This is a genomic window from Xanthomonas floridensis (assembly GCF_001642575.1).
Lineage (GTDB): Bacteria > Pseudomonadota > Gammaproteobacteria > Xanthomonadales > Xanthomonadaceae > Xanthomonas > Xanthomonas floridensis.
On sequence record NZ_LXNG01000055.1, the window covers coordinates 220,157 to 244,924 of the forward strand.

Consider the following 24,768-nt stretch of genomic DNA (forward strand, 5'->3'; position numbering starts at 1 on the left):
GTGCCGGCATCGCCACGCAAGCCGGCATGCTATTGCCTTCTGTGCTCCTATCCGCTGCGACTATTCTTCTAGATGGCGGCAGTGGTTCGGAGCGCGGGGCATGGTGATGCCCTCTATCTGGCTGTGGTGCGCATTGCATCTGACGATTGCAGCGCTGGGAACATGGCTGCTGCGACGTTATGCGCTGCACCGCCGTCTACTCGACCACCCGGGTGAGCGACGAAGTCATTCGGTTGCCACTCCACGTGGCGGTGGCATGGCCATCGTTGCGTCAATCCTTTCGGGATGCGTGGTAGCCGGCATGCTCTGGCCGGCGTCGCGCCTGCCGGTGGGCTGGTTTGCGGCCGGTCTGATCCTGGTCGCTGGGGTTGGTTGGTGGGACGATCATCGGCCGTTGTCGGCCAGGTTGCGCTTTGCAATCCACCTGGCTGCATCGGCATCGCTTGGATGGCTGGTCGTCCTGTACACCGGCAATGTCCTGGACGGCATTCTCAGCGCAGCCGCCTGCGTGGTGCTGATCAATGTCTGGAACTTCATGGACGGCATCAACGGGTTGGCGGCCAGCCAGGCTGCGTTGGCGGCATTGGCGTTCGCTGCAGTGGTTCCCGCTGCGTGGTCGCTTGCCGGGCTGGCAGTGTCCGCGGCATGCCTGGGGTTTCTTCCCTTCAACTTTCCACGCGCTCGCATCTTCCTTGGCGATGGGGGCAGCGGGGCATTGGGCTATGTGCTGGCCGCCTTGCTCGCACTAAGCGTGGCGGAAGGGCTGGCTAGCTGGTGGATAGGCTGGATACCACTGACTGCGTTTCTTGTAGACGCCGGCTTCACGCTGCTGTCTCGCATGCTCGCCGGGCAACGCTGGTGGGAGCCGCACTCCCTGCACGTGTACCAACGTCTGGCGCGCCGGGTCGGGAGCCACGTTCCGGTAACTGCTGTTTACTTCGCTTTCAGTGTCGCTGCCGTCTGCTTGTATGTGTTAATTCGTCATGATGGGGCTTGGCTGCAGGTTGCCGGGGCAATTGTCTGGGGCCTGGGCGTTGCTGCCAGCTGGTACTTTCTGCGCGCCGGACTGCGCAATTTCTGAGTAATGGATTTTTATGATTTCCTGGCGTGACCGTTTGACCAAGGCGCTGCCGCAGGCGGCCGTTGTGGTGCACGACCTGCTAATGGTCTGGGTGTGCTGGCAGCTGCTGCATGCCGGCCGCTACTCGATGTTGCGCGACGCGCCTGAGTTGCCGCTCTGGGATTGGCGCACCGCTGTGGTCCTCGTGGCACAGGGCCTGGTGTTCTGGAAGATGGGGCTGTACCGGGGACTGTGGCGGTTCGCTTCCGTGCCTGACCTGTGGAACATCTTCAAATCGAGTTTCCTCGGCCTGGTCGCGATCGTGCTGGCCCTGTCGTACGACCGGCTGGATGGGGTGCCGTTATCGGTGCTGGTGGTCTATCCATTTGCCCTGTCGGCACTGCTTGGCACGCCGCGGCTGTTGTACCGCGCCTGGAAGGACTACCAGATCGCGCACTCCGGGGATGCCGCCCAGCGGGTGTTGATCCTGGGTGCCGGTCGTGCTGCCGAGGGTCTGGTTCGCGATCTACGCCGCACCGGTGCGTTTGTGCCGGTCGGCTTCCTGGACGATGCCAATAACCTGCATGGCGCAAAGATCCAGGGCCTCAACGTGCTGGGAAACCTTGATCAGGCCGCGTCGATCGCCAAGGAAACCGCCGCCAAGCTGCTGGTGATTGCCATACCGTCGTTGGATGCTTCCGGCATGCAGCGCGTGGTGGCGATCTGCGAAAGCACGGGCCTGCCGTTCCGGATGGTGCCCAAGCTGATCAATGTGCTGGAAGGGCGCTCGCTGCCCGGCGAACTGAAAGAGGTCGCCATCGAGGACCTGCTCAATCGCAAGCCCGTCACCCCCGACTGGCGGCTGATCCGCGACTGGCTGACCAACAAGACCGTGATGGTGACCGGTGCCGGTGGTTCGATCGGTTCGGAAGTCTGCCGCCAGTGCGCCCGACATGGTGCGCGCCGGATCGTGCTGCTGGAGATCGACGAGCTGGCATTGCTCACCATCGACTCGGATCTGCGCCGGTTGTTTCCGGACATCGAGGTGGTGCGCATACTCGGCGATTGCGGCGATCCGGCCGTGGTGGCGCATGCGCTCAACACGGCGACCCCGGACGCGGTCTTCCATGCCGCTGCCTACAAGCAGGTGCCGCTGCTGGAAGAGCAGCTACGTGAGGCGGTGCGCAACAATGTGCTGGCCACCGAGAACGTGGCGCGTGCCTGCCAGCGGGCGCGTATCGAAACCTTCGTTTTCATTTCCACCGATAAGGCCGTCGAGCCCGTCAATGTGCTGGGCGCCAGCAAGCGCTACGCGGAGATGATCTGCCAGAGTCTTGACGCACGCGATGCACCGACGCGCTTCATCACGGTGCGCTTTGGCAACGTGCTGGACTCGGCCGGCAGCGTGGTGCCGCTGTTCCGCGAACAGATCCGCCAGGGTGGCCCGGTCACGGTGACGCACCCGGATGTGACGCGTTACTTCATGACCATTCCCGAGGCCTGCCAGCTGGTGATCCAGGCTGCGGCTTCCGCCTCGCATGGGGCGATCTACACGCTGGACATGGGCGAGCCGGTGCCGATCCGGCTGCTGGCCGAGCAGATGATTCGCCTGGCCGGCAAGCAGCCGGGCAAGGATGTGGCCATCCTCTATACCGGCCTGCGACCAGGCGAGAAGTTGCATGAGACCCTGTTCTATTCCGACGAGGACTACCGGCCTACTGCGCATCCCAAGATCCTGGAAGCCGGCGTGCGCGAGTTCTCGCACGAGCAGGTGCTGCAGTTGGTGACCCGCCTGCGCGAAGCGGTTAATCGTTATGACATCAAGGCGATGGAGACTGTGCTGGGCAGCCTGATGCCAGATTTCGCGGCTGCTCGACGGAAAGTCGACGCGCGATCTGATACGGTCGTTCCATTCCCCGCACGTGAGGTCAGAAGACTGTAATGAGTCAGCGCATTCGCAAGGCCGTATTCCCCGTCGCAGGTCTTGGGACCCGCTTTCTTCCGGCCACCAAGACGGTGCCGAAGGAAATGCTGCCAATCATCGACAAACCATTGATCCAATACGCTGTCGACGAGGCCATCCAGGCTGGCTGCGATACGCTGATCTTCGTCACCAACCGCTACAAGCACTCCATTGCCGACTACTTCGACAAGGCTTACGAGCTGGAGCAGAAGCTCGAGCGTGCCGGCAAGCTGGAGCAGCTGGAACTGGTCCGTCATGCGTTGCCGGAAGGCGTGCGCGCCATTTTCGTGACGCAGGCCGAAGCGCTGGGCCTGGGGCACGCCGTGTTGTGTGCCAAGGCGGTGGTCGGTGATGAGCCGTTCGCCGTGCTGCTGCCCGACGACCTGATGTGGAACCGTGGCGATGCCGCGTTGACCCAGATGGCCGACGTGGCGGAAGCATCCGGTGGCAGCGTCATCGCCGTGGAAGATGTGCCGCACGACAAGACGGCCAGCTATGGCATCGTCTCCACCGATGCCTTCGACGGCCGCAAGGGTCGCATCAACGCCATCGTCGAAAAGCCCAAGCCGGAAGTGGCGCCGAGCAATCTGGCGGTGGTTGGCCGGTACGTGCTCAGCCCGAAGATCTTCGAATTGCTGGAGTCCACTGGCGCGGGTGCAGGTGGCGAAATCCAGCTGACCGACGCAATTGCCGAGCTGCTGAAGAAGGAGCAGGTCGATGCCTTCCGTTTCGAAGGCCGACGCTTCGATTGCGGCGCACATATCGGCCTGATCGAGGCGACCGTGCACTTCGCGCTTGAGCACGAAAAGCATGGCGGCCCGGCCAAGGAAATCATTCGCGAAGCACTGGCCAAGGCCGACGCGCGCGGCTGATCGCTCCGGCATCGTGGTATCGCGAACGACGCCTTCTGGCGTCGTTCGTCGTTTTGGGCATCGATCGGGCAGGGTGGCCCGATACACAGATCTGCCGCAATCAAGCAAGCAGATGCAGGGCGGCAGTGCAGTGGTGTCGTTAGAATCCGGGCATGAGCCAGACTGCGCACTCCAGTGACCTGATCAACGTGGTGGCCCTGCTGGGCGCGGCGGTGGTCGCCATCCCGCTGTTCCGACGGCTGGGCCTGGGCTCGGTGCTCGGCTACCTGGCGGCGGGCCTTGCGATTGGCCCCTTCGGGCTGGGCCTGTTCGACGACCCGCAGGCGATCCTGCACGTGGCCGAGCTGGGCGTGGTGATGTTCCTGTTCGTCATCGGGCTGGAGATGCGGCCCTCGCATCTATGGAGCCTGCGCAAGGAAATCTTCGGGCTTGGCACCTTGCAGATCTGCTTCTGTGCGCTGGTACTGACCGGCATTGGCGTTATCGGGCTGGGGTTCGCGCCCGCAGTGGCCTTCGTTGCCGCGTCCGGGTTCGTGCTGACCTCCACCGCCGTGGTGATGCAGTTGCTTGCCGAGCGCGGCGATGTCGCCTTGCAGCCGGGACAGAAGATCGTGGCGATCCTGCTGTTCGAGGATCTGCTGATCGTCCCGTTGCTGGCGATCGTGGCCTGGATGGGGGCCAGCGGCGACCCGCAGGTGGCGTCGCAGCGCTGGCATGACATCGGCATCGGGTTGGCCTGCATTGTGGGCCTGCTGGTGGCCGGCCGCTGGCTGCTCAATCCCTTGTTCCGGATCCTGGCCGCATCCAAGGCGCGCGAGGTGATGACCGCGGCCGCATTGCTGGTGGTGCTGGGCGCGGCACTGCTGATGCAGGTGGGCGGGTTGTCGATGGCGATGGGGGCGTTCCTGGCTGGCGTACTGCTGTCCGAATCCACCTTCCGCCACCAGATCGAGGCGGATATCGAGCCGTTCCGCGGCATCCTGCTGGGGCTGTTCTTCCTTGGCGTGGGCATGAGCCTGGACCTGCGTGTGGTCGTTGCCGATTGGCGGCTGATCGTCACCGGCGTGCTGGCGCTGATGCTCGGCAAGGCCGTGTGCATCTATGCGGTGGCGCGATTGATGCGCAGCGATCACCGCCAGGCGCTGGACCGCGGCGTGTTGATGGCGCAGGGCGGCGAGTTCGCCTTTGTGCTGTTCGCCGCGGCCGCCGCCTCCGGCGTGATCGACGCGCAGGTCAATGCCAGCCTTACCGCGATCGTGGTGCTGTCGATGGCGCTGACGCCGCTGTTCGTGCTGCTGCAGCGGCGCCTGACACCACCGGCCGAGGTGTCGCTGGATGGGGTGGACGCGGCCAGCGGCCAGACCGGCAGCGTATTGATCATCGGCTTCGGCCGCTTCGGACAGGTGGCCAGCCAATCGCTGCTCGCGCGCGACGTGGATGTGACCATCATCGACAACGACATCGAGATGATCCAGAGCGCGGAGGAATTCGGCTTCAAGATCTACTACGGCGATGGCACCCGGCTGGATGTGCTGCATGCCTCCGGCGCGCATGGCGCGCGGGCGATTGCGGTCTGCATCGATAATCGCGAGGCAGCCAACCGCATCGTCGAACTGGCCACGCGCGAGTTTCCGCATGCGCGCCTGCTGGTGCGTTCGTTCGACCGCGAGCATTCGCTGCAGCTGATTGCCGCCGGCGTGGATTACCAGATTCGCGAGACTTTCGAGTCCGCGGTGCTCTTCGGTCAGGCCGCGCTGGTCGAACTGGGTGTGGATGAGGATGAGGCCGACAGGATCGCGCGCGAGATCCGTCGTCGCGACGCCGAGCGCCTGGACCTGGAGATCGCGGCAGGCAACGTGCGTGCCGGGGCAGGACTGATGTACGGCAATATCACGCCGACGGTGCCCAGGCCCACGCCGTTTACGCCGCCGCGCCGGGAGAGCCGCTCGCTCAACCGCGAAGCGGCGGCCGTGGCTGGTCAAGAGCCGAGCGTGCGGGACTGAACGACGCGAAGGCTCGGGTCCTCTCGACCGCCCCCAATCAGGATCGTCATCGCTGGCATCCCGGCCATGGCGCGATGCCAGCGGACAGAGCCAGCGATCAGCCGTGTTTGCGCTGAGCCGCAGCGAATGCTTCGAGTTGTTCGGGAGTGGCGTCTTTCTGATGCTGCTGCTTCCACTGTGCGAACGGCATGCCATAGACCGCCTCGCGCGCCTGTTCCTTGCTCATCGGCTGCCCCTGCGCTTCGGCCGCTTCGCGGTACCAGTCGCCCAGGCAGTTGCGGCAGAAGCCGGCGAGGATCATCAGATCGATGTTCTGCACATCGGTGCGCTCCTGATTGAGATGCTGCAGCAGCCGGCGGAATGCGGCCGCTTCGATGGCGGTGGTGGCCGCATCGCTGTCGGACGTCGTGATGGAAGTGGTGTCGGTCATGGCGGAATCGGGGACAATAGACGGCCTTCGACTCTACACCTGACGCCCCATGACCGCTTCCGCGCCAGCTGCCTCCGCTTCGGCCCGCCTTCTCGATGGACGGCGTATTGCCGAGGAGTTGCTCGACGGATTGAAGTTGCGGGTAGATGCGCGGATTGCGGCAGGCAAGAGCCGGCCCGGGCTGGCGGTGGTGCTGGTGGGTGGCGACCCCGCGTCGTCGGTGTATGTGCGCAACAAGCGCCGCGCGGCCGAAAAGGTCGGTATCGAAGCGTTCGATTACGACCTGCCGCAGGGCACCAGCGAAGCAGAGCTGGCGGCATTGATCGACGAGCTCAACGCTGATCCCAAGATCCACGGCATCCTGATCCAGCTGCCGCTACCGGGCATTCCCGATGCCAATCGGCTGATCCAGCGGATCGATCCGCGCAAGGATGTGGATGGCTTCCATCCGCAAAATGTGGGGCATCTGGCATTGCGCGAATTCGGCCTGCGCCCGTGCACGCCGCGCGGCATCGTGACCCTGCTGGGTCACACCGACCAGCCGGTGCGCGGGCGCAATGCCACCATCGTTGGCGTGAGCAACCACGTGGGTCGGCCAATGGGCCTGGAACTGCTGATCGCCGGTTGCACGGTCACCAGCTGCCACAAGTTCACCCCGGCCGATGTGCTGGAGGCCAGCGTGCGCAATGCCGACATTCTGGTGGTGGCCGTGGGCCGCCCCGGACTGATTCCCGGCGAGTGGGTCAAGCCGGGTGCGGTGGTGATCGATGTCGGCATCAACCGCCTGGAAGACGGACGCCTGGTTGGCGATGTCGGCTTCGATGCGGCAGCGAGGCGCGCGGCCTGGATCACCCCGGTGCCGGGCGGGGTGGGGCCGATGACGGTGGCCACGCTGATGCAGAACACCCTGGAAGCGGCTGACGCCGCCGGTTGAGCGGTCGGTGTAACGCAGCATTGCGGCGGTGAGGCGTGAAGGCTGTGTCCTCGCGCCCGGTTTGAGGGTAAAATGTCGCGCTTCCCCAAACTCGGGTCCGCCGATGCTCCGCATCCAGGCTGAAGCTCTCACCTACGACGACGTTTCGCTCGTCCCCGCTCATTCGATCGTCCTGCCCAAGGATGTCAGCCTGGAAACCCGGCTGACCCGCGATCTGCGTCTGAAGTTGCCGATCCTGTCGGCCGCGATGGACACGGTGACCGAACACCGCCTGGCCGTGGCCATGGCACAGCTGGGCGGCATCGGCATCATCCACAAGAACCTGACCCCGGCGCAGCAGGCGGCCGAAGTGGCCAAGGTCAAGAAGTTCGAGTCGGGCGTGATCACCGAGCCGTTTACGGTGAGCCCGGACACCACCATCGGCGAAGTGATCGCACTGACGCGCGCGCGCAACATTTCCGGCGTGCCGGTAGTGGACGGCAGCGAACTGGTCGGCATCGTCACCAGCCGCGACATGCGCTTCGAAAAGAAGCTCGACGATCCGGTCCGCCACATCATGACCAAGAAGGATCGCCTGATCACCGTGCGCGAAGGCGCCAGCGATGAGGAAGTGCTCGAGCTGCTGCATCGCAACCGCATTGAAAAGATCCTGGTGGTCAACGACAGCTTCGAGCTGCGCGGCCTGATCACGGTCAAGGACATCCAGAAGAAGACCGACAACCCGAATGCTGCCAAGGATGCGTCCACGCGTTTGCTGGTTGGTGCGGCGGTCGGTGTCGGTGGCGATACCGAACAGCGCATCGAGCTGCTCGCGGCTGCCGGCGTGGACGTGGTCATCGTCGATACGGCGCACGGCCATTCGCAGGGTGTGATCGACCGTGTGGCCTGGGTCAAGAAGACCTATCCGCAGCTGCAGGTGATCGGCGGCAACATCGTCACCGGCGATGCCGCATTGGCGTTGATGGATGCCGGCGCCGATGCGGTCAAGGTCGGCGTGGGCCCGGGGTCGATCTGCACCACGCGCGTGGTTGCAGGTGTGGGCGTGCCGCAGATCACCGCGGTGGACATGGTGGCCGAAGCATTGCAGGACCGCATTCCGTTGATCGCCGACGGCGGCATCCGCTACTCCGGCGATATCGGCAAGGCGCTGGTGGCTGGCGCGTCGACGGTGATGGTCGGCGGCCTGTTGGCCGGCACCGAAGAGGCGCCCGGCGAAGTCGAACTGTTCCAGGGCCGCAGCTACAAGAGCTACCGCGGCATGGGTAGTCTGGGCGCGATGGAGAAGGGGTCGAAGGATCGCTATTTCCAGGATTCCAGCGACGCCGACAAGCTGGTGCCGGAAGGCATCGAAGGCCGTGTGCCGTATCGCGGCTCGGTCGGCGGCATCATCCATCAGCTCATCGGCGGCCTGCGCGCAACCATGGGCTATGTGGGCTGCGCCACGATCGAAGAGATGCGTACCAAGCCGAAGTTCGTCACCATCACCGGCGCCGGCCAGCGCGAGAGCCACGTGCACGACGTGCAGATCACCAAAGAGCCGCCGAACTATCGCGCTGGATGATCGGGAATGGGGAGTCGTGAATCGGGAATCGTAAGAGCCCGCCGCTTCCTCGTCCGATAGCTGTTGCCATTCCCCACTCCCGATTCTCGATTCCCGGCTCTCAATGACCAGCATCCATAACGACAAGATCCTCATCCTCGATTTCGGCGCGCAGTACACGCAGTTGATCGCGCGGCGCATTCGCGAAATCGGCGTGTACTGCGAGATCTGGGCCTGGGATCACGATCCGTCCGAGATTGCCGGCTTCGGTGCCAAGGGCATCATTCTGTCTGGTGGGCCGGAATCGACCACGGTGCCGGGCGCGCCGGTGGCGCCGCAGGAAGTGTTCGACAGCGGTTTGCCGGTGTTCGGTATCTGCTATGGCATGCAGACCCTGGCTGCGCAGCTGGGCGGCGCCACCGAAGCGGCCGATCAACGCGAATTCGGCCATGCGGAGGTGGATGTCGTCGCGGCCGATGCGCTGTTCTCCGGCCTGACCGACCATGCCGGCGCATCGCGCTTGAACGTGTGGATGAGCCACGGCGATCACGTGTCGCAGGTGCCGCCCGGCTTCACGATTACTGCCGTGACCGACCGCATTCCGGTGGCGGCGATGTCCAACGAGGACAAGCGCTGGTACGGCGTGCAGTTCCACCCCGAGGTCACCCACACGCTGCAGGGCCAGACCTTGCTGCGTCGCTTCGTGGTCGATGTCTGCGGCTGCCAGACGCTGTGGACGGCGGCCAACATCATCGACGACCAGATCGCGCGCGTGCGCGCGCAGGTGGGCGATGACGAAGTGATCCTTGGTTTGTCCGGCGGTGTGGATTCGTCGGTGGTTGCCGCGTTGCTGCACAAGGCGATCGGCGACAAGCTGACCTGCGTGTTCGTCGATACCGGCCTGCTGCGCTGGCAGGAAGGCGACCAGGTGATGGCGATGTTTGCCGAGCACATGGGCGTCAAGGTGATTCGCGTCAACGCGGCCGACCGCTATTTCGCCAAGCTCGAAGGCGTGAGCGACCCGGAAGCCAAGCGCAAGATCATCGGTAACCTGTTCGTGGATATCTTCGACGAAGAGTCCAACAAACTGGCCAATGCCAAGTGGCTGGCGCAGGGCACGATCTATCCGGACGTGATCGAGTCGGCGGGCAGCAAGACCGGCAAGGCACACGTGATCAAGAGCCACCACAACGTGGGCGGCCTGCCGGAACACATGAAGCTGGGCCTGGTCGAACCGCTGCGCGAACTGTTCAAGGACGAAGTGCGCCGCCTCGGTGTGGAGCTGGGCCTGCCGCGCACCATGGTCTATCGCCATCCATTCCCGGGCCCGGGCCTGGGCGTGCGCATCCTGGGCGAAGTGAAGCGTGAGTACGCCGAACTGCTGGCCAAGGCCGATGCGATCTTCATCGACGAACTGCGCAAGGCCGATCTGTACGATAAGACCAGCCAGGCATTTGCGGTGTTTTTGCCGGTCAAGTCGGTGGGCGTGGTCGGCGATGCGCGTGCGTATGAATGGGTGATCGCACTGCGGGCGGTGGAGACCATCGACTTCATGACCGCGCACTGGGCGCACCTTCCGTACGACTTCCTCGGCACGGTGAGCAACCGCATCATCAACGAACTGCGCGGCGTCTCGCGCGTGGTCTACGACATCTCCGGCAAGCCGCCGGCGACGATCGAGTGGGAGTGACGTGAACGACAAGGGCGGCGTCGAGCGCCTATGTCGTGATGGGCGGCAGGTTTGCGCGATGCTCTCTTCTTTGTCGACCTCTGACTTGAGGCGTGCGTGGCCGAGTGCGGCACAGACCGAAGGTAGCGCGTAGCGCCCACTCCTGCGGTCGACGGGCGCCATCGCGCTTGGTGGCCCCGCCACGCTACGATGCGAATGCCGCAGTCTGGGAAGATGGCAGCTGGCTGCACCCTGCTGATCGTTTGGGGCGAAATCGCATGATTCCGACTACTGCTTGCCGCAGCTTATGGACGCTGGCAATGATGGCGTCCTGTGCATCGGTGCCGAGTGTATCGGCGGCCTCGGCCGAGGCCAGGCGCGACTGGATCGTTAGCGGAGCCGAGCTGATGCAGGCGATGGAAGGCAAGCTGGGGGATGCGTCGCGCGGGGACGAGCTGCGCCGCCAGCTGTCGAGCACCCGCGCCAACGCGTATGTTTCCGGAGTGGCGGATACCACTAGCGGTGTACGCTGGTGCGGGGCAGGGCAGATTCTTCCGCACGAGTTGGTCGATCGGGTCTATACCTATCAACGTAGCCTGCCGGCCGAACGCCTGCAGCAAAGCGCCGCGACGCTCGTGGTCGAGGCGCTGGCACAGGCATTTCCGTGTGCGGCCAAGCGTTGAGCGGACGCGCCCGCTTTTGGGTGCAACGTGGTGATGCGCAAGCGATGCGGTCGGGCCAAGGCCGGAGGGCGCATGCCTGGAGCGCTCGATTCGGCCTGACTACGACGAGTTGCGGGGCGGTGCTGTCTTGCCGCGCGCCAGTCTTGCACAACGCGGTGAGTGCTGCGTGCGGCGGCGTTATTGCCTCAGCGCACGCGTGCCAATGCCGTGCGTGCGTCGGCCATGAACTTCTGCGCTTCCTGCGGTGTGGCCAGGTTGGCGCCGAGCTGGCTGAGCACCTGCTCGACATCGCTGGACGCTTCCCAGGCTTCGTCGCAGAGCATGCCGGCGATGGGCCCGAGATAGTTCAGCGCGACCTTTTCCAGGGCATCGCGTACCCGATCGTCCGGAGCGCCGACACTGGCGTTGCCTGACGGCGCGGGTGCTGGCGCGGCGGCTGCGACCGGTGAAGCCGCCACCGGCGCGGGTGCCACGGCGGCACGCACCGGGGCAGGGGCGCCGCCCAGATCCTGTTCGAAGCCGCCCATCAACCACTGACGCGAGTCGTCGCTGAGCAGCGAGGGTTTGCCCAGGCCGGCACCGGGGTCGGCCTGGAAGCGGGCCTTCGCAGCGCCCACCATGGTGAGGCGTTGCACCGCCTCATCGTTGCGCAGCATGCGGAAGACCACCTCTTCGATCTGCCCGGCATTGATGCGGACGATGCAGGAGTGGTTTTCTTCGGTGACGACAAACAGAAAGCCGGACGCCTTCTTCAATGCCAGCGCCCTGAGCTCGCGCAGGACCTCGATCAGCGGACGGAATTCATTGGACATGGCGTCTTCCTTGCATCATCTGGTACGAAATCGGGTGGAACGGCTCAGCGTTTGCTGAGGCGTTCCATAGCCAACCGGACGCTGTTGGACAGGCGGGAGATGGCGCGCGCCAGAGTACCAATTTCATCCTTGAGGTTGACCTCGTCGATGGTGTGGTTCCACTTGCCCAGGCTGAGTTCTTCGGCCACGGTGGTCAGATGCTGGATGGGGCGCAGCACGCGGCTCCAGATCAGCGCCCACTGCAGGCCAAGCAACAGGGCGCACACCAACAGGCCGATGCCGGCGATCCACAGCGACTGGCGCACGATCACGCCATTGACGTCGCTCTTGGGATACGCCGAGACCAGGGTGAAGCCCCAATCGGGCACTTCCTGCTTGGTCACGACCCAGTCGTCCGGGCTGTCCTTGACGATGCGCTCGATGGTGGCGGTGTCGGTGGTAGCACCGGTGGTGGACTGGAAGCGCAGCTTGTTCTTGCTGTCGAACACGGCGATGAAGCCGGAATCGAGCACGCGACGGCTGCTGACCACGTTTTCCAGGGCCTGCGTGTCGGCCTTGTAGCCGACGTACCAGGCGCCGATCACGCGCTTGTCGTTGCCGGCGAAGATCGGCTCGTAGCCGGTGACGTACGGGTTGCCCAAAATGTCGACCACGCCGTAGAAGCTTTCGCCGTTACGCAGCTTGGCTGCAGCCTGGCCGTTGGGATCGAGCACGGTGCCGATGGCGCGGCCGCCGTCTTCTTTCTTGACGTTGGTGGAGATGCGCACGAAGTCGTCGCCGGTGCGCGAGAACAGCGTGGCGGTGCCTTCGTGGATGGCAGTCACGTCGTCGAGCATGGTGAAGACGTTGGCCTGCCCGCGCTGGCCCAGCAGCAGGTCGTTGGCGTTACGGTCGGCCACGCGGATCTCGTTGCCCAGGCTCGGCGCGCCCTGCGCGTTGGCTTCCTTGCGCAGCTGGCGCATGGAGGAGTTGACGCGGTCCAGCATCATCGAGCGGGTGACGGCGAACAAGGTCTGCAAGGACACCGACTGGCGCTCGATCGAGTCGCCGGCTTCGAACTTGACCCGGTTCGCTTCGGTAATGGCCAGAATGACCGTCAGTGCCACCACCACGACCAGCACCAAGGCCAGCACCGGCAACAGCAGGCGCACCCGCAAAGAGTGACGAAGCATCGCAATTCCCCTGAACGCGTTTAAATGATTGATCGATTGCCGCCGCAGCCCTGTGCGGCGGTTGGACGTAGCCCTTATCGGCTGTCACCAAGGATGCTGAAGCGGCCCCCATGCCGCTGGCGGTGCATACGATAGCTCAAGCCGATCCAGTTGAGAGTGCAGGTCGATCGCGCAATGCGCCTTGCGTTCAAGAATGGTCGACCGCGTTGCAAAGTTTGCCGGCCCGGTGCGTGCGTCGCGCGCGCGCCCACGACCCGGGAGGTCGCAGAGGCGGGCGACGGCGTGAATGCACCTGTGCGTCAACGTACTGCCGCGTTGCCCTGGACCGACCAAGCTGCGCTCCGGAGAGGGCATGCGCTGCGCCGAGACCAGGTCGATTGCTCCCAGCAGTCGACCGGCGCGTGCTGCCGGGCGCTCAGGTCTCCAGCGACAGGATCCCGCGGCGGAGTGCGACGGTCACCGCGTGGGTGCGGTCGCGCACGCCCAGCTTGGCCAGAATGTTCTTCATATGCGCCTTGACGGTTTCTTCGGAGATCGTCAGTGCGTTGCCGATCTGCTTGTTCGAACAGCCGGTGGCGACCAGGCTCAGCACCTCGGTCTCGCGGGCGGAGAGCGCGTCGTCGAGGACGTGGGCGGCGATATTCTCGGCTACCGACGCCGGCACATGCCGGCGCTGGCCGCGGCGCACGTCGCGGATGGTGTCCACCAGTTCGCGGCGCAGGGCGCTCTTGAGCAGGTAACCGCAGGCGCCGGCCTGCAGCGCACGCACCGCACGCACGTCGCCGGTATAGGTGGTCAGCACGATGACTTTGGCGGCAGGGTCGACCCGGCGGATGCGCTGGATCGCCTCGACCCCATCCACGTGCGGCATCTGCAGGTCCATCAGCACCACGTCCGGGCGCAGGCTGGCGTAGCAGGCCACCGCCTGTTCGCCGTCTTCGGCTTCGCCCACCACGCGCATGTCGCGTTCGGCGGCCAGCATGGCGCTGAGCCCGTCGCGCAGCAGTGGATGGTCGTCCACCACCAGCACATCGGTCGGTTTGACCGTCTCAGCCATCGAAGCTCTCCGTGGATCTTGCGTGTCGAAATGGCCACCACCAGCGCGGTGGTCTGGCGTACGCGGTGCGGGCGGGTATCACCACCTGGATCTCGGTGCCGCTGCCCGGTCGCGACCACAGCTGCATCTTGGCGCCGATGCGTTGCGCGCGTTCCTGCATGCCGGTCAGCCCCCAATGGCCGGTGCGTGCATGACCGTGCAGTACGTCCGGATCCAGGCCGCAGCCATCGTCGCGGATGCGCAGCACGAAGTCACGTGAACCGTAACGCAGTTCCAACGCGATATGGCGCGCATCGGCATGCCGGTCGGCATTGGCCAGCGCCTCGCGGCCCAGCTGGAACAGCTCGTCGGCCACCAGCGGGCGCAGCGCCACCGGGTGGCCGTCCACCAGCACCTGCAGCTCGGCGGCGGGCGGGGCCACGCTGGCATTGCGCGAACGCTGCAGGGCGGCGGCCAGGTCTTCGCGCAAGGAATGACTATCGCGCAGCCCGTTGACGCGCTCGCGGCCTTCGACCAATGCGTTTTCGGCCAGGTCCACCGCGTGCTCCAGCTCCAGCCGGCGCGGGTCGTTCCAGGGCAGCGAGCGACTGGCCGCGTGCAGGCGCAGGATTAATCCCTGCGTGCCCTGCAGCAATGTGTCGTGCAACTCGCGCGCAATGCGCTCGCGTTCGCGGTAGCGCTCTTCCAGGCGTGCCCGCAGGCGTCCGGCGACATGGCGGGTGCGCAGGTGCCACACGATCGCAAGCATCAGGACCAGGGTCAGCGCGGCGCAGAGCTTGAACTGCCAGGTCTGCACGAAGGCCGCTTCGATGACGAAGTCCAGGGTGTCGCCACGTTCGTTCCAGACGCCGTCGTTATTGGCGGCCGCGATGCGGAAGCGGTAACGCCCCGGCGCCAGATTGGTATAGAACGCCTCGTTGCGGTTGCCGGCGTCCTGCCACTGCGCGTCCACGCCTTCCAGGCGATAACGGAAGCGCACCCGCTCGGGGCGGGTGAGGCTGACCGCGTCGTAGCCAATGCGCAGGCGGTCGGTCCATTTGGGCAGGCGCAGACCATCCTCGCGCGGGTAGGGGCGGTCGTTGGCGACCACCTCGGTGATGAAGACTTCCGGCGCGGTGGGATTGCGGTAGGTCTGCGCCGGGTCCAGCCAGGCCAGGCCCTGGTTGGTGGTGAACCACAGCAGGCCGTCGTCCGCGGCCAGCGCCGTGGGCACGGGTGTCGCCTGCTGGGCGACCCCGGGCAGCCCATCCATGGAGTCGTATAGCCGCAACGCGGGGCCTGCCATGCCCGCTTGCACGCTGTTTAGCAGCGCGCGTTGAGCGACCTGCACCACGCCGCGGTTACCGTTCAACCACAGCCTGCCATGGCGATCCTGCGCAATGCCGGTAATGCCCTGCAGCAGCGGGTTGGCCTGGTCGGCCACCTGGCGGAAACGGCCATCGGCGCCGAGCACGGCCAGGCCGGTGTCGCCGGCGACCAGCGTGAGCGATGGGCGCTGCCAGATCGCAGTGATCGGCCCCACCGACAACCCGTCGTCGGCGCCGTAACGGGTGAGCTGCCGGTTTCGCAGCACACGCACATCGCCCTTAACGGTGCCTATCCACAGGCCGCCGTCCTGGGTGGTGGCCAGTACCGAACAGGGCGTGTCCTGCAAGCCGGCGAGCGGCTGCCAGGCGCTGCCATCGAACATATGGGGGCCGCCGGCATCCGGGCAGACCCACGGACGGGCGTGGCGATCCACGACGAAGGCGCGGATGGCACCAGGCGTCACGCCTTGCGGCAGTGCCACCACTTGGGAACGGCCAGCCTGCAGCCGCAGCAGTGCGTGTTCGGCCAGCACCCAGCCGCCGGTGGTGGGCGGCACGTCCAGGGTGCCGGGCGGCGCGCCGTGCTGCAGGCGATTGATCCGTTCGCGGCTCAACGCGAGCAGTCGGCCATCGCGCAGGCTGGCCAGCAGAGGGTGAGGCGAGCTGCCTTGGCCGGTGTCGAACATGGCCACCGCCATCGCCTGGCCCGGCAGCAATGGCGCCAACGGCAACAGGGCGCGGTGCCGGAAGCGATTGAGGCCCAGATTGGTGCCCACCCACAGATTGCCTTCGCGGTCTTCGAGCAGGGGGCCGGCGGTTGCCGAGGTCAGGCCCTGCACCGGACCGAAGCGTTCCAGTACCGGGGTTGGCGAGGTGGGCAGGGCGATACGGAACAGGCCTTGCGCCGCGTAATCGCTGCCCCATAGCGCGCCGTCGCGCATGAAGCGGATGCGCCGCGCGTACAGTCCGGGAAACTGCGGCGTAGTGCGGGCAGCGGTGGGCAGGACCCGGCCGTTGCCATCGGTCAACGCGAACACGCCACGGTGCGGATCGGCCACCCAGATCGCTCCGTCCGGGCTTTCGGCCAGGGTGACGTAGGCGCCTACCGGCTGACCGCTGGGTTCAAAACGGTGCGCGCCCGGGCGCAGCGAAAGAATCTGCGTCCCGTCGCTGACCCACAGCACGCCACGCACATCGCGCAGCAGCCAGTGCGCCTGGCTGCGCGGGTAGCCCCGGTCGGCACCGGCGCGCCGCCAGCGCTGCCCATCGAACCAGCACAGGCCGCCGTCGATGGCCGCCCACACCCGTCCGCTGCCATCGCGCTCGATCCGGAACACCATGCCGTCGGGCACGTCCTTGCCGGGCGCGAAGTGGGTGAGGTGACCGTCTGCCAATCGGTCGATGCCGGCGTTGAAATAGCCGATCCACGCAGTGTCGTCCGCTGCCAGCAATAGCGCGGTCATGTTGTGCGATGCGTAGGCTTCGCCGTCCGGCGGTGCCTGCCGAGCGAACCGCTCACCGTCGAATTGGAACAGGCCGAACCCGGTTGCCAGCCACAACGGGCCGCCATCGGCTTGCTGGATATCCCAGATGTCGGCCGGCGCGCCGCGCTCGGTGCTCCAGGCGGTGTGGTGGAACTGCAGCAGCCCCGCGCGCGTGGAAGCGATGCCGCCCGCCCGCGCATGCGCTGGCAGTAGGCAGAGGCACAGGCACAGGCACAGCAGCACGTTCACCGCCGCGCATACGCGAGACGGCAGGCGGGATCGAATGACGGTCTCATGCGGCATCGCAGCATTGTCGGGCGAGATCGGGGGAAGCACCACCACCTCTTTCGGGGGAGGGACGCGTCGCGGCAAATCGGGTACGCAGACCACACCTAAGGAGCAGCATGCGCTGCACTGCGCGCGGCCTGTGGCGATCGTGCTTGCGTAGCGAATCCGTTGCGTTGCATGTCGCGCTATGGCGCGGTGGCGTTCGCCTGATGTGCTGGTCTCGCCGACCGAGTGTCTGTGCGTCATCGGCCGCAAGCTCGAAACCGGCCGCGCCACCGACGTGCGTGGCGGCCAACGCGGCTGCGGTCGCAGTCGTGGTCACTTCTGATCGCGGGCCTGCCGCTCCCCCGAAAGGGTGACCAAACCGCATCACCATCAGGGGTGGGGCGCTCGAGATGCTGGTCGCACCATGGCGACATTCCCCCGGAGACGCCGCATGGCACGTCTGATTGCCGCTGGTTGCCCCGATCTGCCTGCAGGTCGCGCGACCGCATTGCATGCCCAACGCGCACGTGCCGTGGCCAGGGCGCTGCACTACATCGAGACGCATCTGTGCGAGCCCACCGGCGTGGCGCAGCTGGCTGCCGCCGCCTGCATGAGCCGCTTCCACTTTGCGCGCGTCTTTCGCGATGCGACCGGTGCCAGCCCGATGGCGTATCTCCGCCGCCGTCGGCTTGAACGCGCGCAGGCATTGCTGTGCGAAGGCCGCTACACCGTCAGCCAGATCGCCACCGATCTGTGCTTCTTCGATCAAAGCCATTTTGTACGCAGCTTCCGCAGTGCCACCGGCTGCACGCCGGCACGCTTCGCTGCGCAGGCTGCCCCCGATACCCGCACGGCCTTGCCGCGTGCGCTGCGGCACGCCGGCCGTTCCCATTCCATCTCCCTGGAGCACCACGCATGACCACTGCCACCGCCGCCCCCGGCAACGCCCTGCTGTCGCCCGGCGATCACACGCTGATCCTGATCGACCATCAATCGCAGATGGCCTTTGCCACGCACACCATCGACATCTCGGCGCTGCGCAACAACGTCGCGTTGATCGCCAAGGGGGCCAAGAGCTTCCAGGTGCCGGTGATCCTGACCACGGTGGCGGAAAACGCGTTCTCCGGGCCGTTGTTTCCCGAGCTGCCGGAGATCTTTCCGGGCGAGCCGGTCCTCGATCGCACCAGCATGAATGCCTGGGAAGACCAGGCGGTGATCGACCGCGTCAACGCCATCGGCAAGCGACGTCTGGTGATCGCCGGCCTGTGGACCAGCGTGTGCATCGTCGGCCCCACGCTGTCGGCGATCGACCAGGGCTTTGAGGTCTATGTCATCACCGATGCTTGCGGCGATGTCAGCGATGAAGCGCATGAGCGCGCGGTCACGCGCATGGTGCAGGCGGGCGCGGCGCCGATGACCAGCGTGCAGTACCTGCTGGAACTGCAGCGCGATTGGGCGCGCGGGCAGACCTACGACCTCACCACCGGCATCGCCCGCGCGCATGCTGGCGGCTATGGCATCGGCATCCAGTACGCCAAGCACATGTTCGGCGCGCAGGAAGGCGGCCATTGAACGCATCCGCGCGGCGCGGCATTGCCGCAGCGCTGCTGACGCTGCGCATCGCTGGCGGCGGGTTCCTGCTGCCGCATGGGTTGGGCAAGCTGCTGGGATGGTTCGGCGGACCGGGACTGGCCGGCTTCGCCGCCGAATTGCAGCAGTTCGGCTTTCTAGCTGCCGCACCATTGCCGTTGCTGCTGGCACTGGTGCAAACGCTGTCCGGGCTGGCCGTGCTGTTGGGCCAGTGGACGCGCGCGAGCGCTGCGCTGGCAGCGGTGTTTATCGCCACCACGGTGCTGGTGGCGGTACCCAACGGCGGGTTCTGGATGCACGGCGGTATGGAATATCCGTTGATGTGGCTGCTGGTGCTGCTGGCATTGGTGGCCGCCGGTGGCGGTGCATGGTCGCTGGATGGACTGCGCAGGCGCGACGCGGCATGACCGGCGGCGCACACGATCACAGCCCCGGACGCCGCCTGTGGATGCAGGGCGCCGCTGCGGGTCTTGCGTTGGGCGCACTGCCCGGGACGTCGTCTGCTGCAAGGACACCGCCGATGGTCGATCTTGTCATTCGCAATGCACGCATCACCACGCTGGATCCGCGTCGGCCCGGTGCCACTGCGCTTGCGGTGGCCAATGGGCGTATCGCGGCGGTGGGCGACGATGCGCAGATCATGGCAATGGCCGAGGGCGCACGCGTCATCGATGCGCAGGGGCGGCGCTTGCTGCCCGGGCTCAACGACAGCCACACCCACCTGATTCGCGGTGGACTCAGTTACAACCTGGAACTGCGCTGGGATGGCGTGCGTTCGCTGGCCGATGCAATGGCCATGCTGAAGGCGCAGGTCGATCGCACCCCGGCTCCGCAGTGGGTGCGTGTGGTCGGTGGCTTCACTGCCCATCAGTTCGCTGAAAAGCGCCTGCCCACGCTGGACGAAATCAATGCGATTGCGCCGGATACCCCGGTATTCCTGCTGCATCTGTACGACCGCGCCTTGCTCAATCGCGCTGCGTTGCGCGCCTGCGGTTACGACAAGGCCACGCAGGATCCGCCCGGCGGGCGCATCGAGCGCGACAAGCTGGGCAATCCCACCGGCCTGCTGCTGGCCAAGCCCAATGCACTGATCCTGTATGCGAGCCTGGCCAAGGGGCCGCGCCTGCCGCTGGACTACCAGGCCAATTCCACCCGCCATTTCATGCGCGAACTCAACCGGCTGGGCATCACCTCGGTAATCGATGCCGGCGGTGGCTTCCAGACGTATCCGGAGGACTATCAGGTCATCGAGCAACTGCACGCAGCCGGTCAGCTGAGCGTGCGCATCGCCTACAACCTGTTCACTCAGAACAAGGGCAAGGAGGTCGCCGACTTCCGCGGCTGGACCGAGCTGCTGCCGGTGCGCAAGGGCGACGATCTGCTGCGTCACAACGGCGCCGGCGAGATGCTGGTGTTTTCCGCGGCGGACTTCGAGCAGTTCAGCGAGCCGCGGCCGGAGCTGCCGCCGGAACTGGAACCAGAGCTGGAACAGGTGGTGCGGCTGCTGGTGGAAAAACGCTGGCCGTTCCGTATCCACGCCACCTATGACGAGAGCATCGGGCGCATTCTCGATGTCTACGAGAAGGTCAACGCCGACATACCGTTCGATGGCCTGCACTGGTTCATCGACCATGCCGAGACCATCACCCCCCGCAATATCGATCGCATCCGCGCCTTGAGTGGCGGTATCGCCGTGCAGCACCGCATGGCGTACCAGGGCGAGGCCTTCGTGGCGCGTTATGGCGCGCAGGCAGCACGGCACACACCACCGATACGTCGCATGCTGGCGGCCGGTATTCCGGTCGGTGCCGGTACCGATGCCACCCGTGTGGCCAGTTACAACCCATGGGTGGCGCTGTCGTGGCTGGTCACCGGCCGCACCGTGGGCGGGCTGGCGCTGTATGGCGAGGAAAACCTGCTCGACCGCGAGCAGGCCTTGCGGCTGTGGACACAGGGCAGTGCCTGGTTCTCTGGCGACGAGTCGCACAAGGGCACTCTGGCGGCGGGCCAACTGGCCGACTTCATCGTGTTGTCGGACGACTACTTCCGTGTCGACGATGCCGCCATTGCCGATATCACCAGCGTGCTGACGGTGCTGGGCGGGCAGGTGGTGCATGCCGATGGCGAATTTGCCGCGTTGGCGCCGGCGCTGCCTGGGGCACTGCCGGACTGGTCGCCGGTCAACCGGTTCGGCGGCTATCAGGTGGGCGGTGTGGTGAGCGGGCTGGCCAGTGCTGCGCATGCGCGCGGCCATGGTTGCTCTGCGCACGGCCCGCACCGGCACGCCGCCCAGCATGCCGCGCCCAGCGACGATCTGCGCGGATTCTGGGGTGCGCTGGGCTGCGCGTGTTTCGCATTCTGATGGTGCGGTTGCTCCGCTGCGCATGTCGGCCGTCTGGCGTCCTGCGCAGCGCCTGTTGTCTTCCGTTGATTGGAGTTTTGCTGCGATGACGTCTTCTGCCGCACCTGCCGATGGCGGCGCCTGGGCACCGCTGCGCGAACCGATTTTCCGAGCCCTGTGGCTGGCGATCCTGGGCAGCAACATCGGTACCTGGATCAACGATGTTGCCGCCTCCTGGGTGATGGCAGGGCAGACCGGTTCACCGTTGATGGTGGCGGCTGTGCAATCGGCCACCACCTTGCCGGTGGTGCTGTTTGCGCTGGTTGCCGGAACCCTGGCCGACATCGTGGACCGACGCCGCTATCTAGTGTTGACCCAGGGCTGGATGTTGCTGGTGGCCGGTGTGCTGGCCCTGCTTGCGCACCTGCAGTTACTGACGCCATGGGTGCTGGTCGCACTGACCTTTGCCATGGGCATGGGCGCGGCGATGGCGATGCCGGCGCAGGCGGCGATCGTCTCGGAGCTGGTACCGCGCCCGATGCTGGCCTCGGCGGTGGCGCTCAACTCGATCGGTATGAACATCGCCCGGTCGATCGGCCCGGCGATCGGCGGCCTGATCGTGGCGCAGTTCGGGCCACCGTGGGCGTTTCTGCTCAACGGGGTGACGTTCGGATTGATGCTGCTGGTGCTGTGGCGCTGGCGTCGCGATGCGCATGCCTCGGCACTGCCGCCGGAAAGCTTCGGCGCCGGCCTGCGTGCCGGCCTGCGCTATGCCGCACGTGCCGGCCGGCTGCAGGCGGTGTTGATCAAGGCGGCCGGCTTCTTTGTTTTTGCCAGCGCGTTGACCGCCCTGCTGCCACTGGTGGTGCGCCGTGACATGCAGCTGGGCGCCGGCAGCTACGGGATCCTGCTCGGTTGCATCGGCATCGGCGCGATCAGCGGCGCCTTGCTGCTGCCGCGCTTGCGTGCCCGTTACGACCGCGACCTGCTGGTGTTTGTCGCCACGCTGGTCTGCGCCACCTCGCTGCTGGGCCTGGCGTTGTCGCGCCAGATCGGCGTGTTGTGCGTGGTGATGGTGGTCAATGGCCTGGCCTGGATCACGGTGCTGTCCTCGTTGCAGATCGCCGCGCAGACCGCGGTGCCGGCCTGGGTGCGCGCGCGCGCGTTGTCGTTGTACATCGTGGTGTTCTCGGCCGGCATGGCGGCAGGCTCGTTGCTCTGGGGCGCAGTGGCACAGCGCACCTCGATTGCAATCGCGTTGCAGATCGCCGCCGCAGGCGCGGTGCTTGCGGCGCTGCTGGTCAAGCGCGCGCGCATCGCCGGCACCGAACAACTGGATCTTGCACCAGCCGGACACTGGCCAGTGCCCGCGCAAGCGGATGCGGTCCAGCATGACCGGGGCCCGGTGCTGGTGACGGTGGAATACCGCATTGCCGCCGAAGCGCGCTTGGGTTTCCTGCAACTGATGACGCAACTGGGCACCGCGCGCCGTCGCGATGGCGCGGTGGTCTGGGGCATTGCCGAGGACGCGGCCATCCCGGGGGTGCAACTGGAATACTTCATCGTTGCCTCATGGCTGGAGCACCTGCGCCAGCACGAGCGCGTCACCGGCGACGATCGCCAGCTGCAGGAGCAGATCCGCGCATTGCATCAGGGCGAGCGCGCTCCGGTGGTCCGTCATTTCGTCGGCGGTAGTGGCGTGATCGTGCCGCCGCATGCGCATTCGGACCTCTGACAGGGCGGTGAAGTAGTTCTGCTATCCGCTCTACGTTGTGTCGCCCTTTCGGGCATTGTGCCGCGCGAGAAGTTGCGGCGCACGGCATGCACGCGGCCTCTGTCGCACGTGAGTCGAACGCCTGGTCTGGCCTCTGGCGCACTCTATCAACCAAAAACAAAGGCCGGCTCTCGCGAGCCGGCCCGGAGTGTTGCCTTGTTGCAGCAATCAGGCCTTTGCGAAGGCCAGCAGATCCTTGTTGAACTGATCGGCGTGCGTGATGGTCAGCCCATGCGGCGCGCCGGCATAGATCTTCAGTTCGGCATTCTTGATGATCTTGGACGATAGCTTGGCCGACGCATCGATCGGCACGATCTGGTCGTCGTCGCCATGCACCACCAGCGCCGGCACATCGATCTTCTTCAGGTCGGGGGTGTAATCGACTTCGGAGAATTCCTTGATGCAGTCGTACTGTCCCTTGTGGCCGCCCAGCATGCCCTGCAGCCAGAACGCATCGCGCATGCCCTGGGTGACCTTGTGGCCGTCACGGTTGGCGCCGAAGAACGGTGTGGTCAGGTCCTGGTAGAACTGCGAACGGTCCTTGGCCACGCCCTCGCGGATGCCGTCGAACACGCTCATCGGCAGGCCGCCCGGATTGGTGGGGCTCTTGACCATCTGCGGCGGCACCGCGCCTACCAGCACCACCTTGGCCACGCGCTTGCTGCCGTGACGACCCACGTAATGCGCCACTTCGCCGCCGCCGGTGGAATGGCCGACCAGGATCGCATCCTTGAGGTCCAGCGCGTCGATCACTGCCGCCAGATCGTCGGCGTAGGTGTCCATGTTGTTGCCGTCCCAGGTCTGGCTGGAGCGGCCGTGGCTGCGGCGGTCATGCGCGATCACGCGATAGCCGTGCTGACCCATGAACAGCATCTGCGGGTCCCAGGCATCGCCGCTGAGCGGCCAGCCATGCGCGAATACGACCGGCTGGCCTTTGCCCCAGTCCTTATAAAAAATGTTGGCGCCATCGGGGCGTTTGACGAAATTGGACATCGGGTTGACTCCGTGGGTAGACGAGTGGGGCGGGGTGGTGGGAACGGCAGGTGCAGCGGCGGCGGTTGCAAACACGGGCAGCGACAACGCTGCCACGGCGGCCGTGCTGGAGACGAGAAAGTTGCGGCGTCCGGCGTCGGCCGGAGGCGCCTCGAACGGATCCATAGACACTCCTGTGGGCAAGGGCATGCAGCCCGGCGGTCGCATGACGCCGTGCAGGTCATGCGCGCGCGCCACCTGTAGCGACGCAGGCGAAGGACACGCCGGTGCATGCCGGCAGTAGACCGCTTGCACTGGCAATGCAGATTGCATCTGCGTGCGCTCTGCGCCCTTCAATCGCTATGATGCGGATCAGGTCGATGCGAAAGCCGCCCTGGCTTGATCGATTGGCCGCAGTCATGCGCAGACACCGGGCGCTGGCCGGGCAATGGCGGGCTAGATGTGATCTCTCAGTAGGTTGTTCATCCGGGGCATCTCTGGAAGATGGGGGTTATCAAGCCAACCCAGCCCCCAGGAGCCCCGGATGAACCTGCATAAACATGCCCGCTTGAGCCCTCGCGGTCGAGCCCTGCTTGTGGATCGCATCCTTGTTCAGGGGTTGCGCGTGGAAGAAGCAGCGCATGCGGCCGGTGTCAGCGTCCGAACGGCCTACAAATGGCTCAAGCGCTTTAAGGAAGAGGGGGAAGAAGGGTTGACTGACCGTACCTCCCGGCCTCACAAGTGCCCCCATGCCACGCCTAAGCACGTTGTGGATCAGGTCATCGCGCAGCGCCGTGCACGCCATACGTATCGGCAGATCGCCCAGCAGTTG

General features: G+C 65.8%; 20 protein-coding genes. 14 read left to right on the plus strand and 6 right to left on the minus strand.

The window, feature by feature from the left end:
• Positions 1 to 106 precede the first annotated feature (106 nt).
• The 4 genes from A7D17_RS20175 (at position 107) to A7D17_RS20190 (ending at position 5,898) form a co-directional block, all read left to right on the plus strand.
• A complete protein-coding gene (locus A7D17_RS20175) occupies positions 107 to 1,081 on the plus strand; it encodes an MraY family glycosyltransferase (protein ID WP_064510767.1) in 975 nt (324 codons plus the stop codon).
• A gap of 13 nt (positions 1,082 to 1,094) precedes the next feature.
• Positions 1,095 to 3,002, plus strand: a complete 1,908-nt coding sequence (locus A7D17_RS20180; RefSeq protein WP_064510732.1) for a polysaccharide biosynthesis protein — start codon at positions 1,095 to 1,097, stop codon at positions 3,000 to 3,002.
• The gene (gene galU, locus A7D17_RS20185) at positions 3,002 to 3,895 is read left to right on the plus strand and encodes a UTP--glucose-1-phosphate uridylyltransferase GalU (RefSeq protein ID WP_029220055.1); all 894 of its coding nucleotides are present in this window, start codon (positions 3,002 to 3,004) and stop codon (positions 3,893 to 3,895) included. Before A7D17_RS20180 ends, galU begins: the two co-directional genes overlap by 1 nt.
• A gap of 152 nt (positions 3,896 to 4,047) precedes the next feature.
• Positions 4,048 to 5,898, plus strand: a complete 1,851-nt coding sequence (locus tag A7D17_RS20190; RefSeq protein ID WP_064510733.1) for a monovalent cation:proton antiporter-2 (CPA2) family protein — start codon at positions 4,048 to 4,050, stop codon at positions 5,896 to 5,898.
• A gap of 97 nt (positions 5,899 to 5,995) precedes the next feature.
• Here A7D17_RS20190 and A7D17_RS20195 read toward each other — a convergent pair whose 3' ends face one another.
• Positions 5,996 to 6,328, minus strand: a complete 333-nt coding sequence (locus tag A7D17_RS20195; protein ID WP_064510734.1) for a DUF1244 domain-containing protein — start codon at positions 6,326 to 6,328, stop codon at positions 5,996 to 5,998.
• Positions 6,329 to 6,377: 49 nt separating this feature from the next.
• On the opposite strand from A7D17_RS20195, the gene folD reads away from it, so the two are divergent.
• From folD to A7D17_RS20215, 4 genes are all read left to right on the plus strand, one after another.
• Positions 6,378 to 7,262, plus strand: a complete 885-nt coding sequence (gene folD, locus A7D17_RS20200) for a bifunctional methylenetetrahydrofolate dehydrogenase/methenyltetrahydrofolate cyclohydrolase FolD (RefSeq protein WP_064510735.1) — start codon at positions 6,378 to 6,380, stop codon at positions 7,260 to 7,262.
• A gap of 103 nt (positions 7,263 to 7,365) precedes the next feature.
• A complete protein-coding gene (gene guaB, locus A7D17_RS20205) occupies positions 7,366 to 8,823 on the plus strand; it encodes an IMP dehydrogenase (protein ID WP_064510736.1) in 1,458 nt (485 codons plus the stop codon).
• Positions 8,824 to 8,926: 103 nt separating this feature from the next.
• A complete protein-coding gene (guaA, locus tag A7D17_RS20210) occupies positions 8,927 to 10,492 on the plus strand; it encodes a glutamine-hydrolyzing GMP synthase (protein ID WP_064510737.1) in 1,566 nt (521 codons plus the stop codon).
• Positions 10,493 to 10,791: 299 nt separating this feature from the next.
• Positions 10,792 to 11,154, plus strand: a complete 363-nt coding sequence (locus tag A7D17_RS20215; RefSeq protein WP_064510738.1) for a Rap1a/Tai family immunity protein — start codon at positions 10,792 to 10,794, stop codon at positions 11,152 to 11,154.
• 185 nt (positions 11,155 to 11,339) lie between these two features.
• Here the strand turns inward: A7D17_RS20215 and A7D17_RS20220 are convergent, their stop codons facing one another.
• From A7D17_RS20220 to A7D17_RS20235, 4 genes are all read right to left on the minus strand, one after another.
• Positions 11,340 to 11,966 (minus strand): DUF8082 domain-containing protein, encoded by a 627-nt coding sequence (locus A7D17_RS20220; protein WP_064510739.1) that lies wholly within the window; start codon positions 11,964 to 11,966, stop codon positions 11,340 to 11,342.
• A gap of 44 nt (positions 11,967 to 12,010) precedes the next feature.
• Positions 12,011 to 13,138 (minus strand): Cache 3/Cache 2 fusion domain-containing protein, encoded by a 1,128-nt coding sequence (locus A7D17_RS20225; protein ID WP_064510740.1) that lies wholly within the window; start codon positions 13,136 to 13,138, stop codon positions 12,011 to 12,013.
• Between the two features lie 415 nt (positions 13,139 to 13,553).
• Positions 13,554 to 14,195, minus strand: coding sequence for a response regulator (locus A7D17_RS20230; RefSeq protein ID WP_064510741.1), 642 nt, complete (start codon positions 14,193 to 14,195; stop codon positions 13,554 to 13,556).
• Entirely contained in the window at positions 14,188 to 17,289 is a 3,102-nt protein-coding gene (locus A7D17_RS20235; RefSeq protein ID WP_064510742.1) for a sensor histidine kinase, read from the minus strand. The genes A7D17_RS20230 and A7D17_RS20235 overlap by 8 nt, the downstream gene beginning before the upstream one ends.
• Before the next feature lie 421 nt (positions 17,290 to 17,710).
• On the opposite strand from A7D17_RS20235, the gene A7D17_RS20240 reads away from it, so the two are divergent.
• From A7D17_RS20240 to A7D17_RS20260, 5 genes are all read left to right on the plus strand, one after another.
• Positions 17,711 to 18,178: a helix-turn-helix transcriptional regulator gene (locus A7D17_RS20240; protein WP_064510743.1), complete on the plus strand. Its 468-nt coding sequence runs from the start codon at positions 17,711 to 17,713 to the stop codon at positions 18,176 to 18,178.
• Positions 18,175 to 18,831: a hydrolase gene (locus tag A7D17_RS20245; RefSeq protein ID WP_064510744.1), complete on the plus strand. Its 657-nt coding sequence runs from the start codon at positions 18,175 to 18,177 to the stop codon at positions 18,829 to 18,831. Before A7D17_RS20240 ends, A7D17_RS20245 begins: the two co-directional genes overlap by 4 nt.
• Positions 18,828 to 19,256, plus strand: a complete 429-nt coding sequence (locus tag A7D17_RS20250; RefSeq protein WP_064510745.1) for a DoxX family protein — start codon at positions 18,828 to 18,830, stop codon at positions 19,254 to 19,256. Before A7D17_RS20245 ends, A7D17_RS20250 begins: the two co-directional genes overlap by 4 nt.
• A gap of 113 nt (positions 19,257 to 19,369) precedes the next feature.
• A complete protein-coding gene (locus tag A7D17_RS20255; RefSeq protein WP_161946562.1) occupies positions 19,370 to 21,211 on the plus strand; it encodes an amidohydrolase family protein in 1,842 nt (613 codons plus the stop codon).
• 85 nt (positions 21,212 to 21,296) lie between these two features.
• Positions 21,297 to 22,925 (plus strand): MFS transporter, encoded by a 1,629-nt coding sequence (locus A7D17_RS20260; RefSeq protein WP_064510747.1) that lies wholly within the window; start codon positions 21,297 to 21,299, stop codon positions 22,923 to 22,925.
• Positions 22,926 to 23,132: 207 nt separating this feature from the next.
• Here A7D17_RS20260 and A7D17_RS20265 read toward each other — a convergent pair whose 3' ends face one another.
• Entirely contained in the window at positions 23,133 to 23,957 is an 825-nt protein-coding gene (locus A7D17_RS20265; RefSeq protein WP_064510768.1) for an alpha/beta fold hydrolase, read from the minus strand.
• A 523-nt stretch (positions 23,958 to 24,480) separates the two neighbouring features.
• Between A7D17_RS20265 and A7D17_RS23480 the strand changes: the two genes are divergently transcribed.
• The coding region (locus A7D17_RS23480) for a leucine zipper domain-containing protein (protein WP_153041879.1) at positions 24,481 to 24,768 on the plus strand (288 nt) is incomplete at its 3' end.